The sequence below is a fragment of the Thermorudis peleae genome, assembly GCF_000744775.1.
Classification (GTDB): Bacteria; Chloroflexota; Chloroflexia; order Thermomicrobiales; family Thermomicrobiaceae; genus Thermorudis; species Thermorudis peleae.
This window is the reverse complement of sequence record NZ_JQMP01000001.1, coordinates 413234-431985: the sequence shown is the minus strand read 5'-3', so window position 1 is coordinate 431985 and position 18752 is coordinate 413234. Positions and strand designations below refer to the sequence as shown.

Annotated in this window: 18 protein-coding genes; 3 read left to right on the top strand and 15 right to left on the bottom strand. The window is 57.6% G+C overall.

Going from position 1 to position 18752, the window contains the following annotated elements; translation table 11 throughout:
* Positions 1-3: 3 nt before the first annotated feature.
* Entirely contained in the window at positions 4-990 is a 987-nt protein-coding gene (locus N675_RS01965; protein ID WP_038037612.1) for a tyrosine-type recombinase/integrase, read from the bottom strand.
* 217 nt (positions 991-1207) lie between these two features.
* On the opposite strand from N675_RS01965, the gene N675_RS01960 reads away from it, so the two are divergent.
* Positions 1208-2044 (top strand): phosphatase PAP2 family protein, encoded by an 837-nt coding sequence (locus tag N675_RS01960; protein WP_051913851.1) that lies wholly within the window; start codon positions 1208-1210, stop codon positions 2042-2044.
* On the opposite strand, the gene N675_RS13930 is transcribed toward N675_RS01960, so the two are convergent.
* Entirely contained in the window at positions 1983-2456 is a 474-nt protein-coding gene (locus N675_RS13930; protein ID WP_038037611.1) for a hypothetical protein, read from the bottom strand. The two genes, N675_RS01960 and N675_RS13930, sit on opposite strands and share 62 nt — an antisense overlap.
* Before the next feature lie 209 nt (positions 2457-2665).
* Positions 2666-2875, bottom strand: coding sequence for a heavy-metal-associated domain-containing protein (locus N675_RS01950; protein ID WP_231577896.1), 210 nt, complete (start codon positions 2873-2875; stop codon positions 2666-2668).
* 131 nt (positions 2876-3006) lie between these two features.
* Between N675_RS01950 and N675_RS01945 the strand changes: the two genes are divergently transcribed.
* Positions 3007-4173: an alpha/beta hydrolase family protein gene (locus N675_RS01945; RefSeq protein WP_156100775.1), complete on the top strand. Its 1167-nt coding sequence runs from the start codon at positions 3007-3009 to the stop codon at positions 4171-4173.
* 459 nt (positions 4174-4632) lie between these two features.
* Here the strand turns inward: N675_RS01945 and N675_RS01935 are convergent, their stop codons facing one another.
* The gene (locus N675_RS01935) at positions 4633-6525 is read right to left on the bottom strand and encodes an AAA family ATPase (protein WP_081886767.1); all 1893 of its coding nucleotides are present in this window, start codon (positions 6523-6525) and stop codon (positions 4633-4635) included.
* 18 nt (positions 6526-6543) lie between these two features.
* Positions 6544-7167 (bottom strand): hypothetical protein, encoded by a 624-nt coding sequence (locus N675_RS01930; RefSeq protein WP_038037608.1) that lies wholly within the window; start codon positions 7165-7167, stop codon positions 6544-6546.
* A gap of 322 nt (positions 7168-7489) precedes the next feature.
* Here N675_RS01930 and N675_RS01925 point away from each other — a divergent pair, with 322 nt between their 5' ends.
* Entirely contained in the window at positions 7490-8698 is a 1209-nt protein-coding gene (locus N675_RS01925; RefSeq protein ID WP_038037606.1) for a CaiB/BaiF CoA transferase family protein, read from the top strand.
* 22 nt (positions 8699-8720) lie between these two features.
* On the opposite strand, the gene N675_RS01920 is transcribed toward N675_RS01925, so the two are convergent.
* Genes N675_RS01920 through N675_RS01875 form a run of 10 tightly spaced genes read right to left on the bottom strand, consistent with a single transcriptional unit; the run spans position 8721 to position 18669 of the window.
* The gene (locus N675_RS01920; protein ID WP_231577895.1) at positions 8721-9467 is read right to left on the bottom strand and encodes an SDR family oxidoreductase; all 747 of its coding nucleotides are present in this window, start codon (positions 9465-9467) and stop codon (positions 8721-8723) included.
* Between the two features lie 8 nt (positions 9468-9475).
* Positions 9476-10330: a glycosyltransferase family 2 protein gene (locus tag N675_RS01915; protein ID WP_051913845.1), complete on the bottom strand. Its 855-nt coding sequence runs from the start codon at positions 10328-10330 to the stop codon at positions 9476-9478.
* Between the two features lie 50 nt (positions 10331-10380).
* On the bottom strand, positions 10381-11664 hold the full coding sequence (locus N675_RS01910) for a glycosyltransferase (protein WP_038037605.1): 1284 nt from the start codon (positions 11662-11664) through the stop codon (positions 10381-10383).
* Between the two features lie 19 nt (positions 11665-11683).
* The gene (locus N675_RS01905; RefSeq protein ID WP_038037603.1) at positions 11684-12628 is read right to left on the bottom strand and encodes a glycosyltransferase; all 945 of its coding nucleotides are present in this window, start codon (positions 12626-12628) and stop codon (positions 11684-11686) included.
* Entirely contained in the window at positions 12616-13689 is a 1074-nt protein-coding gene (locus N675_RS01900; RefSeq protein WP_038037599.1) for a glycosyltransferase family 9 protein, read from the bottom strand. Before N675_RS01900 ends, N675_RS01905 begins: the two co-directional genes overlap by 13 nt.
* Positions 13670-14809, bottom strand: a complete 1140-nt coding sequence (locus N675_RS01895; RefSeq protein WP_197066251.1) for a glycosyltransferase family 9 protein — start codon at positions 14807-14809, stop codon at positions 13670-13672. Before N675_RS01895 ends, N675_RS01900 begins: the two co-directional genes overlap by 20 nt.
* Positions 14799-15908 (bottom strand): glycosyltransferase family 9 protein, encoded by a 1110-nt coding sequence (locus N675_RS01890; protein ID WP_038037598.1) that lies wholly within the window; start codon positions 15906-15908, stop codon positions 14799-14801. The genes N675_RS01895 and N675_RS01890 overlap by 11 nt, the downstream gene beginning before the upstream one ends.
* The gene (locus tag N675_RS01885; protein WP_051913843.1) at positions 15905-17377 is read right to left on the bottom strand and encodes a PfkB family carbohydrate kinase; all 1473 of its coding nucleotides are present in this window, start codon (positions 17375-17377) and stop codon (positions 15905-15907) included. Before N675_RS01885 ends, N675_RS01890 begins: the two co-directional genes overlap by 4 nt.
* A 9-nt stretch (positions 17378-17386) precedes the next feature.
* Positions 17387-18037, bottom strand: a complete 651-nt coding sequence (locus N675_RS01880; protein ID WP_051913841.1) for a D-glycero-alpha-D-manno-heptose-1,7-bisphosphate 7-phosphatase — start codon at positions 18035-18037, stop codon at positions 17387-17389.
* On the bottom strand, positions 18034-18669 hold the full coding sequence (locus N675_RS01875) for a D-sedoheptulose-7-phosphate isomerase (RefSeq protein WP_051913839.1): 636 nt from the start codon (positions 18667-18669) through the stop codon (positions 18034-18036). The genes N675_RS01880 and N675_RS01875 overlap by 4 nt, the downstream gene beginning before the upstream one ends.
* Positions 18670-18752: the final 83 nt, after the last annotated feature.

The window sequence follows — 18752 nt, the reverse complement described above, 5'->3', positions numbered from 1 at the left end:
GCCTCATTCCGGTCGGTGGTAGGGGCCAAACGCCTCGTAATACTCCTGCGCAATCTCAACGGCCGTCTTGTGGACATAGATCCGTGTCGTTACGGGTGAAGCATGCCCTAAGATAGCCTGCACCGTTGATTCTCGTACACGGCGGCGGACCAGCTCCGTTGCAAGTCCATGGCGGAACGAATGCGGGGTGACAGCGCGCTCGACACCCACGGCTTCGGCCAGTTGATGGATAAGATGTTCAACTGTCCGCGGGCTAATTGCCCGACCAGGGCGCCCTGGTCGGTCCCGTCCACTGAACGCTGGCAGCGAACCAGCACCCGGGCCGTGATCACCGCGCGCATGCCAGTAAGCAACGAGAGCCTCCGCCGTCTCCGCGTCAAAGTGCACTGTGCGGCTCTTGCCTCCCTTCGCGCGGTAAATGTGCGCTGTCCCCGACTCCAAGTCAATATCGCGTCGTCGCAGTGCACACAGCTCTGAGACTCGCACACCAGTACGATAAAGGAAAAGGACGATAGCGCGCAACTTCCGCTGACGCAGTTCCTGGGCTGGCTGCGGGCTGGGGGGCAATTGCCGTACATAAGCGACAATCCGCTCAAGGTCGCCTTGCTTCACGTCAGGTGGTGGTGGAGTAAACCGTGGCATGATGGTCGCAAGGCGTTCGCGAAGTTTCTCCGTTGAGATTGCTGGGTGTAGATCGTAGGCAATCAAGTAGCGATAGAACTTGCGCACTGCCGCCAATGTCGTCTGCGCTGTGCGCATCTGCGAGACTTCTTCGGGCGTCCGGACGTCATCTGGCATCACGCGAGTAATGAACGCAACGACGTGGTCTTCGGTCAATGCTGTCACGGGAGTTGTCGCAGGATCGAGGCCCTGCTGTTCATTGAGATCAAACAAAAACTTCTGTAACCCTAGGCGATAAGTCTTCTTACTCCGTGGGGAGAGTCGCAGCTCAGCGAAAAAGCGCTCAACAGCTTCGTGAATCGTTAGCATCGCTTGCCCCTTTCGCCAGCCTTTTGCGGATAGTGTACGTACACAATGATGAGGATGGCAAGGAATCGTGCGGTAGACAGCAGGCTGGAAAAGGAGTAAGACTATCCCGGGTTGAGTGGTAGGAGGGCTGAGCGAAAGAACAGCTCGCCTCTCAACCGACTAATCGTTGCTGGCAGCTGAGCCAACCGCTGAGTGGAAGGCTCTTGAGGAGTAGGCAATGGAGGATACGTCGGTCCAACGACCGAGCCCACTGGAAGGCTCGTCCCACCGCCTGACGGCGGCGGCCGCCGAGTTTACATTCATGGCCAGCCTTTTCGGCTTGTACTATGCGACCCGTGGCTTGGCCGCTGGCCGAGCCTATGAGGCTTTTACTCACGCGATGGAACTGATGCAGCTAGAACAGCGGTTGGGCATTTTCTACGAGCGCGGTATCCAAAGCTGGGTCCTGACAATAGCGCCGCTGGTGCGCTTCCTGAATTTTATCTATGCCTATACCCATCTCACAGCCGTCATCCTCTTTGGCCTCTGGGTGTACTGGTATCGTTCGCGGTATTACCGCACAGTGCGTGCTGTGTTCCTCACGGTCCTTTTCAGCGGCTTGCTCTGTTACATTCTTATCCCGATGGCCCCGCCTCGCTTCTTCAGCTGGCGCGGCTTTGTCGATACGCTCGCCTTGTATCAGGGAATTAATTATGACAACCAGCACGTTGAAGTCTTTTACAACCCCTTCGCAGCCATGCCGAGCCTTCATGCGGCCTTTGCCCTCTTCTGTGGCCTTGGCATCATTCGGATTGCTCGGCACTGGGTGCGATGGATTTTCGGACTTGGCTTTCCTCTCCTGATGGCATTAGCTGTCATCGGTACTGGCAATCATTACGTCTTTGATGTCTTAGCTGGATTCACCTTGGCGAGTGTCGCCTGGGCAGTTGTGCCGCACTTTGTTCCGCCGGGTGAACTGCCAGATTTCCCCTGGGAGCTCTTCCTGGCACCGTTTACTCAGCGGACAGCACCTGTCCGCGCTGACTCAGCAACAATTGTGCGGCGGCGTCGCTAACCGTTGAGCGATCTGCTGCCACTGCGTGCGTTGGGTGTAGCTGCATATCAAACGCGCCGGTCTGAACAAGATACCGACGTACTTCGCATGGTGATGCATCCCGCGAGCAGACGCCAACGGGCCATGCATGGCAGGCGGGAACATGTCGAAATTGCCGTTCGCTGCCAAATAGAAAAAAGACCCAGGCTCGTGGTGTGACTCGGTGGATTTCTTCAAGCGCGACAAATGGATCAGCATCCGGCAGTACCGGGGTCAAAAAGACGACCTGAGGTCGGCACACTGCCAGTATCTGCCGTGCCTCGCTCCAGTACCCGGTCTGCCAGATGCCGGAGGAGCCGTCGAGCGCGATTTCGAGCACGTGGCGGAAGCGCGTATCACCGTCAACGAGCAGAATTTGGGGTGACTTCTTCATAACTCCCTCGTCACACAACAGTGCAGCCCTTCTCACTATGACTGGGTATCGGCAGCATATGGGTAGTGAGACGAGGGAATTGCGTCTTCAGTTTCGAGAAACTCTTGGGCTGATCGTGCCAAGCCGATTACCCTAGTCCATAAGGACTATACGCACAATGTCCCAATTTGGACAGCGCACACGGCACAAATGGCCTGTCTCGTGCAACGCTAGGCCGCGACAGTGTAGCCAGCGTCTTCAATGCCAGCACGAATCTGCTCATCGCTGACCCGGTCATCTGCCTCAACAGTGACCTGCTTGGTTACCAGATCGACCTGTACGTGGCGGACGCCGTCCAGTCGCTGCAGCGCCGTGGTAATTGCACGGACACAATGCTCGCAGCTTACATCGGGCACCTGGTAGACACGCGTGATCATCATCCACCTCCAATACCTATACCCCGTACCCCTTCAAGGATATCGCGGCTGCCACCTCGTGTCCACCCCGGTGGAGTCTGACCGCACCGGCCGTAGCCGACATGATATGCTCGTACTCAGGGAGTGAGGGAGTGGTGATTGAGCGACCAATGTCGTCGATGACCTGGCTCACGCCGCGTTTCATTTTTGCTAACCGTGTGCCGCCATTTGCTATCGACCTTGCGTTCCGTATCGCAAGCGCTGCAATTCTCTCCCGCACTGGCCGCTATCGATTTCTCTTCGCGGGCATTGGCGCACGCCAACTGGCAATGACGCTCCGTCACATTCGTGGGCTGCATGCATGGCCAAGTGCTTGGGTTCGGACTGCCCACCATTATCTCAGTGCAGCAGCCGAGCACCATCGGCATGGCGCGTGGCGCGAAGCTATTTCCTGTCAGCGTGCAGCGGCACTCTGCTATCATTTTGCTCAACTGTTCGTTCTCGACGACGTCTTGCGCCGGCGCGCACTTTATCGCGAGGCCGCTCGGCTTTTTCGTGCTGTCGCCCCGCTGCTGACACCCCCTGCCGAGCCGATCGCCGTGCCCTGGCGCGGGTTTGATCTTCCGGGATACCTTCGCCTTCCGCAGCAGCCGTCGCCGCGCTATCAGCCGTTTCCGCTGGTCGTCTTCCTCAACGGCTCAAGTACCGCCAAGGAAGAAACCGTTCACTGGGCGCAGCCGTTTCTGGCGCGCGGTATTGCTGTTCTGGCTCTTGATACACCAGGTAGTGGCGAAGCATGGGATCAGCTCCCAGCTGCCCCAGGACAAGAGGACCTGGCTGATGCCCTCCTGTGCTTTGCTGAAGGACACCCCGCTCTCTCGGCTGATCGCGTCGCGGTGCTGGGCCTGAGTTTGCGCGGCGCGTACGCTGTCCAACTTGGCGTACATCAGCCTGCGCTTGCAGCCGTGCTGGCCGTTACCCCACCATTTCTGCCACGCCCATACCTCAAGCTCCTGCACCCACTTGTGCGCCACGATGTCGCGTTCTCGCTTGGTATTCCGCCGACCATGCTCGAGCAACTGGTTGATCGTCTCGCTCTCAGCGATATTGCTCCGCGCCTGCGCCAGCCTCTCTTTGTTGTCGGCGCCGGCAATGACCTTGTTGTTCCGCCAGCGGAGGCCGTTCGACTCTACCGGGCAGCTGGTGGGCCCAAACGCCTCCTCTATCTTGAGCGAGCCAATCACGTTGCCTTTACCCATCTTGAGCAGTGGACAACTGTCGCTGCTGAATGGCTGGCTGATCGCTTCGCGTTGCATTTGTAACAGCCAGCGCACCAGCCGACATTGGCGCACTGCCCCCTCATCCCTGCGTGTGCAAAGTGGGATGATCCGTCGGTAGTTATCTATTATGTCAATTTCAGAACGAACCGCGATTGCCCCTTTATGTTCGCCTTCTGTCCAGTCTGGACATGGGGTATCTTGTTGCAGCAACTCAATTATTGTCATTATTGTCATCCCCTGCCGCTTGACAGCACGAGTGCGAGCCGTGACGTTGATCGCGGTGCAGCGCAGGACTGGTTGCTTCCGCGTGTTCCTTGCAATCCGTTATCGTGCGGCTGTCGGCGGTGGTTATCAGTTCCTCCATGCGCTGGACCAAGCTGGCTGCGATATCCCCCGGCCTCATTTCCTTTTCGCTTCAGTGCAAGCGACAAAGCCGGTGCAAGCAAACTGCTTGCACCGGCACACGGGGCATCGCTTGTTCATGAGAGGGTTGCAGCTTAACTAGCTGCCGGGTTCAGGGACAGGCTCTTCTTCCGGCTCAGCTAATCCATCTCCGCTGACGGTGCCGTTCTCGTGGGCTGTTGGCGTGAGCTGCGCCGTTGCTCGCTCAGCAGCCTGGCGGGCATCAAGCGTTTCAGTTGGTTCGGGCAACGGTGGTGGGACAACGAGCGTGAACTGCCCAAGAATCTCGCGGAGTTGTTGCTCATTCAGTTCATCGCGCTTGAGCAACTCCTCGGCGATTGCGATAACCGCCTCACGATTCGCCTCAAGCAGCCGTTTGACGTTCTCAAACTGGTGCTGCAAGATCCGCTCGATGCGTTGCTTACGGAAGAGGTCGGGCACCATCTGGTTGTACGGCAAGACAGAATAGAGGCTACCATCCATCCCCCAGATCGAAACGGCAAGGTTGGCCAAATGCGTCGCTTGCGCAAGGTCGTTGGTCACGCCGGACATTTGGATGCCAAGGAATAGCTCTTCCGCTGCGCGTGAAGCGAGCGCGACTTGAATCTCAGCCATAATCTCATCGCGCGTGCGAGTAAAGCGCTCCTCGGTTGGCTTCGTGGCTGAGAAGCCAAGGGCCTCACCATGCCGAATAATGGAAACTTTGACCACGCGATTGCGCGGCTGAAGCAGAAACTGGGCTAATGCATGGCCAGCTTCGTGATAGGCGATACGGCGCCGCTCTTCCTCCGTCATCGAGCGGATCGGCTGGCGCAAACCGAGTTCGTGCATCTCACGCGCAGCGGTGAAGTCTTCGTAGGTAATGTAGTTGCGGCCAGCGAAATGAGCATGAACCACTGCCTCATTGATAACATAACGGATTGCTGCGGGTGTATAGCCGATAGTGTCGTAGACCATGTAGTCGATGGGGATATTGGGATCATACTTGACCTTTCGCAAATAGTACTCGATGATCTCACGTCGCCCCTCAGCACTCGGTGCATCAACAACAATCTTGCGGTCGAAGCGGCCTGGACGGAGCAAGGCCGGGTCGAGTGCCTCAGGCAAGTTCGTGGCAGCAATTGTCAGCACAGGCGGCAACTCGGCTGGTCGACGGCGCAGGCCGAGGGCACGCAAGAGCTTGCCGAACCAGGTCAACTCCTGTGGGGGAGGATCAAGCTGCAGGAGCAACTCATTCAGCATGCCATTCCCTCCCCAGCCAAAGAGCGGACCAAGAAAGCCGGGGCCGCTTCCGTACCGACCACCGCGTGAAGCACCAATGGCATCGATCTCGTCGATGAAGAGGATGCACGCACCATACTTGCGGGCCAACGAGCGCGCCTTCCGGTAGAGCATCATGATGCGCAAGTTGCTTACACCGAAGAACATATTCTGGAATGACGGCGCGCTCGCATAACCGAAAGGCACACCGGCTTCCGTACTAATCACTTGGGCAAGGTACGACTTCCCAGTGCCTGGTGGGCCGACCAGGAGCAGGCCGCGGATGACTTCGCCACCCATTTCCTTAAATTCCTTAACACCACGCAGCAACGTGACGATCCGCCGAGCTGACTCGAGCACTTCGGGGTTGCCCTTGTAGTCGGCGAATGACACACCTGTCTCACCCGGCTTAACCCAGTAGGTACGGCCGCGGCCAAGGAACCAGAAGATTGCGCCAAACTGGACAATGACGAACACGATGGCGAAGGCAATTTGCAACAATGCAAAGAGAATCGTGAGGACAATTGGCCCCCATACTTCACGCGACGGCCAGGCCCAGAGATAGAAGGCCAGGCCTAGCAATGCGATCAGGAGCAATTCGCGCGCGTGAAACCGTACAAGATCGACGAGACCTTGCAAGAATTCGTCGATCTGCGCTTCGAGATCGTCACGGTACCGTGGCCGCGGCTCACCGCTGAGTGTGGTCGGTGCAGGGTCTATCCGTCCAGCCATCTTCGCCCCCTCGGTCGGTTACGACTGCTGGAGTTGCGGTGTGTCGACGTTGAGGATCTTGCCCGCTGGGTCAACGACGAACACCTGATAAACGTAGACACTGCGTCCAGCATCGTTATGCACTTCGGTCACGTAGAAGTAGTAGCGCACACCGTTATTTAACTGATATCCACCGATATAGATGCTGTCACCGTAAGCGATGCCGCTCTGCCGTGCCTCTTCGATCGCGCTGGCGAAGGTCGAAAGACTTCCGCCAGCAGCCAGGCTGCGGGCCTTTGTTGTGTCACTCATCGCATCCCACATTTCTTGTGCGTTGAACGTCCGCTGGCCTTCAAGATAGCGAAGCACAGCTTCAGTTGGCTGAATAGCGGGCGCCATCGCGACCGTCGGCTGAGACGGCTGCGTTGGGCTAGCAAGGCGCGGCGCAATGATATTGTGGAAGATCAAATAGGCTGCAATGGCGAACAGCAAAATCAGGGTAAAGTGTCGCCAGAGCAGGCGAATAGTAGCAATGATCACCCAGAGGACATTGCGCACGATCCAACGCAGCCCGGCGGCGAGTCCGAGCACAGGATTACGCCGGCGGCGAGTAGGGAGGTAGTCGACTTCTGCTTGTGACGGGGCAACTTCTGGGAGGCCCATAGCACGTAGCCCTTCGGCTCACTCTAGACGAAAACCACGCCACTGCAATGCGCTTATGAGGGATTGTAGCACGCGAGGTAGCATGCAGCCGAAGTGTCGCCTCGTGTCGTCCACCCGGGTGGATCTTTCCTGTGGGCTGATTTTACATAAAGAAGACGAAGGGGCGTGCTCTCATTGGAGAAGTGCCATCATACGATGAACCACGGCCAGTATCGTGCCGCTGCTATCGCACCGACGTTGCCATGGGCATTGCGTGATCTGCCACTTCTCGAGCATGCCAATCGGTGCTAGGCTGAAGAGCAGTAAAAGAGAGGAGTGTGGCATGGGAGAAGAGCAGCGCGCACCTGGTCCGCTCCACAATGTGCGCGTTCTCGATCTCTCGCGCGTGCTCGCTGGTCCATTCTGCACAATGCTGCTCGGCGATCTTGGGGCAGACGTGATCAAGGTTGAGCAGCCAGGGCGTGGCGACGATACACGGCAGTGGGGCCCACCGTGGGCCGGCGGAGAAAGTGCGTATTACTTATGCGCGAATCGCAATAAGCGCAGCATCACCCTCAACTTCAAGCACCCCGAAGGGCAGGCAATCCTCCACCAGCTGATTAGCCAATCTGACGTGGTCGTCGAAAATTTCCGGCCTGGCACCCTCGAGCGGCTAGGGTTAGGCTATGACACCCTTGCAGAGCGTTATCCCCAACTTATCTGGTGCACCATCACTGGCTACGGCCTTGAGGGCCCATACGCCGATCGCGCCGGTTACGACTTTGTGGCGCAAGGGGAATGCGGCCTCATGAGCATTACCGGCGAACCGGATGGCGAGCCAATGAAGGTTGGCGTGGCGGTGGTTGACCTCTTTGCCGGACTCTTCGCCACTAGTGCCATTTTGGCAGCGCTGCACGCCAGGGTGCAGACAGGCCGCGGTCAGCGTATCGATGTTCCGCTCCTCTCGGCAGGCGTGGCGATGCTTGCCAATGTCGGCAGCAATTACCTTGTCTCAGGCGAGTTGCCAAAGCGCTACGGGAATGCCCATCCCAATATTGTGCCGTACCAGACGTTTCGCACACGCGATGGCTGGATTACGGTTGCTGTTGGCAATGATCGCCAGTTTCGTCAGCTGTGTCAGATCCTTGGAGAGCCGCAGCTTGCTGACGACCCGCGTTTCGCCACGAATCCACAGCGAGTGCAGCACCGTGAGACACTGATCCCACTTTTACAGGAGCGCTTCCTCCAGCGTGACGCGGCCGAATGGCTTATGGCTCTTTATGAGGCCGGTATCCCGGCTGGTCCGATCAACACGGTTGCTGACGTCGTTGCCCATCCGCAAATCCGCTATCGGGGCCAGATTGTGACGGTGCCGCATCCAACTGCTGGAACGATTCAAGTGATCGGGCCGCCGTTCTTGCTCTCTGGCACACCAGCACAGATACGCCGTGCACCACCCTTGCTCGGCGAGCATACGGACGAAGTGCTCCGTGAGCTTCTTGGGCTGAGCGAGGATGCCATTGCCCGCTTGCGAGCGGATGGCGTGGTCTAGCAGGTGGACTGAGTACTAAGCCTTACGGCCAGCTCGTTTCGTGAAGCGGAGTGACAAGCACCTCCTGGACAACGGAACCAGAAGGCTGCTTAACGGCCCAGAGCACCACGCGGGCCACAGCTTCAGGTTCCTGCAATGTTCGTGGATCAGGAAGGGGAATACCTTGTTCTAGGAAGCGGTCGAAGAATGCTGTGCGCATACCACCAGGGATGACTGTAGTGACGCGGATACCGTAAGGACGTCCCTCAACGCCTAGCCCGCGGCTAAAGCCAAGTAGTCCCCACTTCGATGCATGGTAGGCTGTGGCATGAGCCCAAGCTCGCAATGCTGCCGTTGAGGCGATATTGACGATATGGCCGCCGCCTTGTTCACGCATGATTGAGAAGACGGCCTTGGCAAGGAGAAAGGGACCGCGGAGATTGACGGCAATCACGCGGTCCCAGTCAGCTACTGCGAGATCCTCTATGGGCGCCGTGACGTCGATGCCAGCGCTATTCACGACCACATCGAGACGCCCAAAGCGTTGTTGGACTTGTTGTACACTCGCAAAGACATCCTGTTCCCGGCTAACGTCGGCCGGGAGGGCGATTGCTATTGCGCCCCGATTGCGTAATGAGTCAACAACAGTCTGTAGCGTTGTGACCTGCCGGTCGAGGCCGACAACAGCATAGCCATCATCAGCAAAAAGCTCCATGATCGCCTTTCCTAGTCCACTGGCTGCCCCAGTCACCAGGAGAACAGGTTCAGTTGCTCCGGTACCTTCCATCATGATCATGCTCATCCTTTCTGTTCGTTGTCCGCAGTGTGATCAAGCTGGGTTATAAGCTGGGCAAAGAGGTCGGTAGCGTTATGTTCTCGGTTCAGAATCGTTGTTGGCATGCCCAGATGGTATGTTCCACTCGGCAGGATGCCGCATCCACCGTACCGCTGAATGAGCAAAAACTGCGCCAATACTTCTTCGCCAGCATGCTCAACTGGCAAGAGCGGCCACCAAGAAAACCCTCCGACTTCAAGCAACTTCGCCCGATCATAGAGAACGTTTGCCCCACCAACCCATGCGACTTTATAGCGGATTACTTGGCCATCGCGACAATATCGTTGGGCAAGATGCAAAGCATTGGCAGCATTGTTGACTTTATGCCGTTCCCATGGAATGGTCTCGGGCGTCCAGCGCTCTGGTTGAACCGGTCCATCCCACGGCTCAAACCATGCAAGTTCGTGTGGCCGAACATCATTGATAAATTCCAACCCAATTGCTGCACAGCCGACAAATCCACACTCTTCACGCTGAATGACCTGGAGCATTCGCTCCATAACTTCTGGCTCAAGTACCACGTCATCATCAAGAAAATGCACGTATGGTGCCTGGCTCTGTTCGAGCAGAAACTGCCGATGCTCAGCCATGCCGTGTCGCGGCCAGTGGCGTAACAATCGGACTGTGTGGCCGCGTAAGCGCAAGAGTTGAACGAGGGTACGGATTTCTGGGCTCTCAAGATAGTCATCCTCAGCCTCAGTCTGGCTCGAAACTGTGACAGTAAAGTCCTGAAACGTCTGGTTCACCAGACTTGCGAGAACAAGTGCTAAACCGGTCTTCCGTCGGTAAGTTGGAATCAGGACATCGACAAGTGCCATGTGTGATCCTGCTTCTCCCCTTCCGTTGAAGTCAGTAAGAGCGTTGATGTTTAGCCGCTGCGTAGCTGCGCGACAAGCGTGGCCCGTCGTTCGGCAATCGTTCGCTCATACAACTCGGCAGTCCGGGCAGCGGTGAGTTCCCACGAAAAATGCTGCTCAACTCGGGCACGAGCGGCGTGCCCCATTGTGCGAGCTCTATCGGGGTGCGTGAGCAAGAATGCGAGGCACCCTGCCAAGCGCTCTGGATCACGCGGTGGGACAAGAAACCCCGTTACCCCATCTTCGATGGTAAAGCGAATACCGCCGACATCCGATCCGACGACGGGGCGACCACAAGCCATTGCTTCAAGCGGTGTCAGGCCAAACGGCTCATACCAAGGCGTGGTTACGGCAACGTCCCCGGCACTGTAGTACCAGGGCAATTCATCTGGTTGCCGATGACCGGTGAACAGAACCGCATCAGTAAGCCCGAGGTCGGCTACCAGTTGCTGCAACACTCCGATTTCCGGTGTTCTGACAGGGTCTGGTTCGGGCGTCTCGCCACCAACAAGCATGAGCGTTACTGGCCACACGCCGTATTCGCGCAGCCGTGCCAGCGCATACACCACATTACGCACGTCCTTACGAGGCAGCATGCGCCCGACATAGATCACGACTGGTCGGTCGGGATCAAGGCCGAGGCGCTGGCGAGCAGCCCGCTGATCATGGGGGGTAAAGCGGGTGATATCGACCCCACCAGGTACCAGTGCAATGCGCTGAGGATCAGCATTGTAATCGGTGATGAGCTCGTCGCGCTCGCTCGGACATTGGGCGACGACATAATCTACTTGGGTAATGATTGCCCGCTCAACAGCGATTCGATCAGGAGGGCTTGGGTCCGCATCGCCAAGGAAGCGCCGTTTGGTTACGCCGAGTGCATGAAACGTCTGCACAACTGGAAGACCAAATGTCTGTTTACAGGCGGCTGCGACCCAGCCAGACATCCAGAAATGGCCGTGGACAAGATCGTAGTGCAGCGCTGGATTGGCAAACCATGTGCGCAAGCTCCGAAAGAAGTCCGGCATATAGGGCCATAACATATCCTTCGGCATCGGTGTCATTGGGCCAGCCGGGAGGTGAATCACACGTACGCCAGGCATCCAGTCAAGCACTGTCGGCAGCGCGACATGACTACGGCGTGTAAAGATGTCGACCGCATACCCCAGCTGGGCGAGTCGGCGGCTTAATTCGCCCACGTAGACGTTCTGTCCACCAGCATCCTCACCACCAAGTGCGGCAACGGGGCTTGCGTGCTCACTAATGAAGGCGATGCGTCGGCGTGGTGATTGCCCCATCGTTCATGCCCCTCCTAACTTACTGTGTCACCAGTGCAAGGGCTCGCTGCCAATCCTGCACAAACCGCTCGAGGCTAAAGCGCTCTTGTGCTGTTGCGCGGGCGCTCTCGCCAAGTCGTCGGGCTTCGCCAGGGTGATCGAGCAGAAAACGCATGCGATCGAGCAAAGCGGGAACATCGCACGAAATGAATCCATTACAGCCGTCTTCAATGACTGAAGGGAGTGCCGTCGTCGCTAGTGCCACGACTGGCATGCCAATGGTCATCGCCTCGACGACTGCAAGCGGTAAGCTGGTATAACGCATAGGGCTGAATAAGAAGCGATAGTGCGAGAGCCAGTGATGGAGTTCGCGATAGGGGATATCGCCGAGCCCGCCAAATTCTTCAGTGCCCATTCCCACAGCATCGAGCGGAACCTGCTCGCGTGCCGCCAGGAAGATATCGAACCCGGCAATACGTGGGCGTCGCTGCATGTTGTTGGCAACAGTCACGCCGCGGTCGAGATCGCCAATGTAGCGCACTGTCGGGTCGATGGCAACCGCGTGTTCAATGACCATCGTGGGCGTCCGCCCGTTGTCCCACATGAGCTGGTTGTAATGCGTAACGTGTACGAGCAACACATTCGGATCGTCGACCGGGTGACGTGTATGCACTGCATCAGGGCGTGGCACATTGTGCTCGAGATAAATCCGTGGCAATCGCTGCTGAGCTGGACTCAGCACCTCATACTGGTCATAGCGATAATTCTTCTCTGACTGGAAGATGATGACATCGAGGTTCAGCGTTGGTACCGCTTCCGCCGGTATCTCGGTGACATTGTCTGGAAGGTCGAATGTATGGCCACGCCCGCCATAGCCCTCAGGCCGGCCCGGTTTGACTGGCAAATACCACTGGTGTGGTACTCGGACGAGGGCGTTGAGATAGCTGCCGTGGACGTGCCATGTTAACACATTTAACTGGCGCATGACTGCACTCCTGTCAACAGCTGCTCAGCCTTGGCAAGCACGGCCTCAGCGGAAATCGCACGCAGGCATCGATGGTCGATTGGACATTCCCAGTACGCACATGGGCTGCACGGTAAAGGATGATGCAGGATCGGATGCCGCTGACGATCGAGCGGTGCCCAGCGTCGAACATCGGCTGGACCAAAGAGCGTTATGCTTGGGGTCTTCACAGCAACAGCGATATGAGCGGGGCCAGTATCGTTGCTGATGAAGAGGTCAAGACTGGCGAGCACCGCTGCCAGCCCGCCAAGGCTGGTTTGCCCAGCCAGGACGAGTGGCTCTCCCCTGATCTGGCTAGCGAGTTCTTGTGCCAACGCCATCTCATCCAATGAGCCAGTAATAACGAGCTGTGCTTGAAACCGCTCTCGTAAGCCATTGGCAACCGTAGCGAAGCGCTCAATAGGCCAACGGCGTGCCGGTGGCCGTGCGCCTGGGTGGAGACCAATCCACGGGCGTGGCCGGCTGGCAAGTGGCGCAAGCAATGCTTGAGCTTCAGCCCTGTCTTCGTCACTGAGTGGGAACTCCAGGTTGTCGCCGCAGTCGGGGCAACCAAGCGCACGCATAAGGCCAAGATTGCGATGGATTTCATGAAGATAAGCAGGATAGGGTAAGGCAATCGTCAAGCCCTGGGGCGGTTCGCCAACAAAATAGCCAGCGGTGATTGTCCCGCCAAGCGCAAGCGCACAGGGATTACTTGCCTGCCCGTTGCCGTGCAGCTGGATCACGAGGTCGTAGCCATATCCTTGCTGTGCGGCGAGGAATGCGGCAACCCGCTCTGGAACTACTGCAACTTCGCTAATTCCTGGGAATCCTTCGAAGCAGACGAAGCGGTCGAGATAGCGATGGAAACGCCGTACAAAGCTTTCGGCCCAGGGCAAGCTGATCAATGTAATCTCAGCCTGCGGAAAACCGGCCCGCAAGGAGCGAAAGGCTGGTACTGCCAGCAAAAGATCGCCGAGGTGCAATGCACGGAGAACCGCAATGCGCCGAACCGTCGACCGATTATTGAGAAGCGCGTGCATGATCCCCCCTCTCGGGCGACCATGGCTCAGCCGTTGTTGGCGGCATATCAAGCAACGAAGAGATTGCTTCAACGACTGTTGCTGGGTCGATGTCGAGACAGGGTTGCTCGTCACCAAAGGCACACGTGAAGCGGTAACACGGGGTGCAGGGGGTCGGCCGGCGTAAGATGCGATGTGGCGTAAACCGAGGAGCCCATTGCACCTCGAGATCGGTGCCGGAGTAGAGGGCAACAACGGGTGTGCCGAGCGCATCAGCCAAGTGCAGCGGCAATGTATTACCGCAAACAACGACGGCAGCTGAGTCGATCAATGCTGCAAAGGCTGGTAAGCTGGTCTGCCCAATGATCGGGTAGACGCCGCTGCGCTGGTTTGCGAGCAGTGGCTCAATAAAACTGCGCTCACGCTCAGTTCCAGTGATTACAACTGGTAGACCAAGGCGAATCAGTTCCTCGATCACAATGGCAAAGCGATGGGGAGGATAGCGCCGCGCTTGGCAACTCGCTCCAGGGTGTATCAAGACGTATGGCGTCCTACGGGTGAGGCCGAAATGTGCAAGGAGGTTGTGAGCCTCAGTCATGCCTGTGGGGGTAATGCGTACCTCCAGGCGTCGATCAACCACTGGAAACCCGAGATGTTCAACCAGACGGATGTTGCGTTCCGCTTGATGCTGACAATCTGGCTCGTGCCGGATCTCCGTCGTGAGTACGCTTCCGCCAAATTCCTTGACCATACCAGCGCGCAAGGGAATGCCCGCGAGATAGCAAACATACCCGGGCACATGCGCTGTTTGGCTAAAGGATGTGAAGATGATTGCAGCGTCAAACTGTTGCTGGGCGAGATTGGCGATGAGTACACGTTCGCGCCAAGGATCAAATGGGAGAGAGCCGCCAACATCCTGCCACACAGCACGCCAAACGATCACATCATTAATCCATGGCAGAAGCGCCGCTGCGTGTTGTCCTGCTGGACTAGCAAGGAGCGTAATCGACACGTGGGGCAGAGCGGCTTTCAGCGCCCGCAGCGCCGGCGACAGTAGCACGACATCACCCATGTTATCGAGCCGGACAACAAGCAGCCTGGAAATGGTCTGCCATGGCGACGATGGCCTACTATGCCCCATTTCCTGTGCCTTCCACTCTGCTCATAGCAAGCATGTGGAGTGCTGATTCAACCACTTGCTCTGGCGTAACACGACGGATACAAGCATGATCAACAGGACAGATACGGGCATAGCAGAGGCGACATGGCACATCCTGAAAGAGCAATTGATACGGGATACCCCAGGGATGCCACTGTTCTGGCGGATTCGTTAGGGCAAAGATCACAATGACCGGCGTGCCAACCGCAGCAGCAATGTGCGCTGGGCCGGTGTTGTTTGTGATTACAAGCTGCGCGCGAGCGATCAATGCACACAATTCTGGGAAGGTGAGTAGCCCCGCCCAGGGCAAGGCCCGTGCCTTCGAGCCCGGCGAGAGCTGGGCGTAGACGCTCTCAACCAGCGATTGTTCAGCATCAGATCCGGTAATCACGATCCACCCAGGATAACGCTGCAGGAGCAATTCGATAACATCAACGTAATGCGACGCTGGATACGTACGTGCAGGCATGCTGCAGCCAGGATGGACGATCACGAGAGGAGACGATGCTGCGCCAACCTGCGCCAAGCGCGCAGCAACAGTCCGATGAGCTGCAGGCGGGACCTGCAGAACTAGCGAACGCTCAGCTGTCGCGAAGCCGACACTGCCAACAAGATCGAGCGCGCGTTCGACTTCATGGATGCGCTGCGTTGGTGGACGGTGACGTGTCGTAAGCAGGGAACCAGCACCGTCACTCGTCGCACCGAGACGTAGTGGTATGCCAGCCAGATAGCAGAGATACGCTGCTGGCAACGGACTCTGTCGCTCAGAGGTAAAAATTATTGCGGCGTCAAACCGGCGCGTTCGCAGTTCCTCGATCATCGCGCGTTCCCGCTCGGGATCGTGTGGGAGTTGTTGCCATGGATCTACCCAGGGGGCCTGATAGACAATCACTTCGTCGAGATCAGGGTTAAGTCGTCCGACCTGTGCTCCAACCGGACTTGCCAACAGGGCAAGATAGGCGTCGGGCAGTGCCCGACGAACAGCACGAAAGGCCGGAGTCATCAGCAAGACGTCACCAAGATTGTCGAGCCGAACAAATAACAGCCGCTTAACTGATGTCCATGTCGTATGCCACGTCATACGCCGTTGCCTTCAACGATCGTCGAAGATTTGGGAGCGTGCTGAGGTACGCGGGGTTGTGGTAATCGCACAACCAGAATGCCAAGTTCATTAACAACTCGTTGTTCATCCCAGTCGTGCAGTGAACTCGGCCATGATGCTGGCACGATGAAGCGGTGGGGGCGGAGCGTGCGAAGCAAAGTAGCAGCTGAGGGCTCGGGACAAACCACGACGGTGTCTACAGGTAGCAGCGCTGCAGCAAGCGTCGCTCGATCGAGTTCGGAGGCATGAGATACTGGCGTGCCAGTACGCTGAGCAAGCGCCTCGTCACTCCATACAGCAGCAAGCAGTGCACTGTCTGGCTCTACGTATTGCCGTAAAGCACGGACGTCGTCCCAGCCGATCTGCGCAAAACTTCCAGCGAGGAGCGTAATACGACGTCCCGACTCCCGCGCGGTTTCAACCCACGCTTGAGCAGCCCGCACTGACAGTGGGCCAGGCAGTTGCGGGCGATGTTCGGGTTGGCAAAAGGCCCGAAGCAATGTTGGACGGTCGATTGTCACGGTATCAGCACGACGGATGGCCAACTCGGCAGCGAGCATGCCGAGCCGCACCGCTTGTTCGCATGAAGCGCCAGCGGCCAGCCCCAGTGCGAGCGTTGCCGTAAAGACATCACCAGCGCCAATGCTGCTCGTCGCCGTTACTGCACGAGCGCGGTAGTGTTGGGCCTGGCCGTCCTGATTCAGAAGCAAAACCCCGTTGTGGGCAAGAGTAATGGCTAGGTAGGATGCGCGAAGTTGCTTGAGCAACAATCGGCCGCGCTGCTCAATCGCTGTTAGATCATGCCCGAGATCATCGGATGCCGTACGTTGCAGGTCGAGGTGGCTTGGCGTAACCACGGTTGCCGGAACATGGGCGAAGCGGTGCGGCAGCTTCGTATCAATCACAATGGGGCATGGACGGAAACGCAGCACTTCACTGATGCGCTGCAGTACCGGATCGCTTAGCACGCCGTAGCCATAGTCCGAGAGAATAACCGCGTCACAGTTCGTGAGCCCATTCAGGATCTGGTCAATCAATTGCTGCTGGCTTTCTGGATCCGGTTCAGTACACCCGTCATCGATGCGAACGAGTAACTGACCAGCAGCGCGTACCCGTAGTTTTTGCAATGTGCTCAATGCGCGATGTTCGACAAGCCAGCCGTCATCGATGCCACGCTCACGGAGAGCAGCGCGGAGGTGAAGACTAGCCGCATCGGAGCCAACGAGTCCGACAAGCATAACGCGTGCTCCAAGAGCGCGTGCGTTGACCGCGGCGTTAGCTGCCCCGCCTGGAAGATGCCGCACTGTTTGGGTGCGTACGACTGGCACGGGGGCTTCACGACAGAGGCGTTCGGCTGTTCCATCAAGATAGCTATCGAGCATAACGTCGCCGATCACGAGGACCCGTTGCTGGGTAAAGTGCCAAATAACTTCGAGATCAGCCTCCATCTTGCATCCTCACATCCCGTCGTCCATTGGGCGTTCACTGTTCGCAGACGGAGTACGTGTCCAGCGAACAGGCCAGTAGTCGAGCTCGACGCATGGCCCCAGCCCTTCAACAGCCAAGACCACCTGCAGTGCATGAACCGTACTGCGCGCAACGTAATCAGGAGACTGTATCCAGGAAATAGGCAGTGGTTCGGTGTCGAGATCAACAAGGATCGTTCGACATCCAACACGCTTGCCGGCTTCAATATCAGCTAGGATGTCGCCGATCATCCACGAATGGTTGAGAGTGAGGTTGAGGTCTTCAGCTGCTTGAAGCAAGAGGCCAGGGGCTGGCTTGCGGCAGGTGCAGGAAATGGCAAATGGTGCAATGATGCCATCGGGGTGGTGTGGACAGACATAGATGCCATCGAGTCGAACATCCCACGCTGCAAGCGCGTGGGCAAGACCAGCATGCATCGCGGCTAAATCAGCCATTGTGAAGTAGCCGTGCGCAATGCCCGACTGGTTCGTTACGACGACAAGAGCAAACCCTGCTTGTTGTGCTGTGCGTAAGAGTGGGCCGATCCCTGGGTAGAGGCACAGTTCCTCTGGACGACGGGGATAATGTCGTCGTTCGACGAGCGTGCCATCACGGTCGAGGAAAATTGCCCGTCGCATCATTGTGCCCGCTCCGAGAGTTCGCGTTCGACAAGCTCACACACGAGATGTGTCACCACAGTATGGAGTTCTTGCACTACCGGTGTATCGTTTGATGGCATCGAGAGTGTTATGTGGGCAATGTGATGGAGCGGCGAGGGGTGTCCACCAACAAAGGCAATAACGATGACACCTCGAGACCGCGCTGCCCGGGCGGCCTCGAGCACGCTCTCCGAACGACCGCTGGTGCTGAAGAGAACCAGCACATCGCCTTCATGCGCTAGGGCTTGGATCTGCCGCATGAAGACCTGATGATAGCCAAAGTCGTTTGCAAGTGCGGTCATGAGGGCGGTGTCAGCGGTCAACGCGAGGGCAGGGAGGGGTGAACGGTCGCAACGGAACCGGCCAACGAGTTCAGCCGCAAGATGTTGGGCGGCTGCAGCACTGCCACCATTGCCTGCAACGAGAACTTTGTTGCCTCGTTGTAGGCTCTGCACAAGCCAGGCAACCACGATGGCCAAGTGGTCGCTTTGTGTCTCAAGTATCTGAAGCGCTTGGCTGATTGCATGACGGCGAGCGGCAAGCGCATGAGCTAGCCACTGCTGGTAGTCAGTGGAATGCGACGATTGTGGTACCTGCTCCGGCTGGCTGCCCATTGTGCCCCCAAGCTTTCCTCGCGCTTGTTGATCGTTCGCGCGATCATGACATTCATGTAATAGCGAAATGTGAGTGGTGGCGC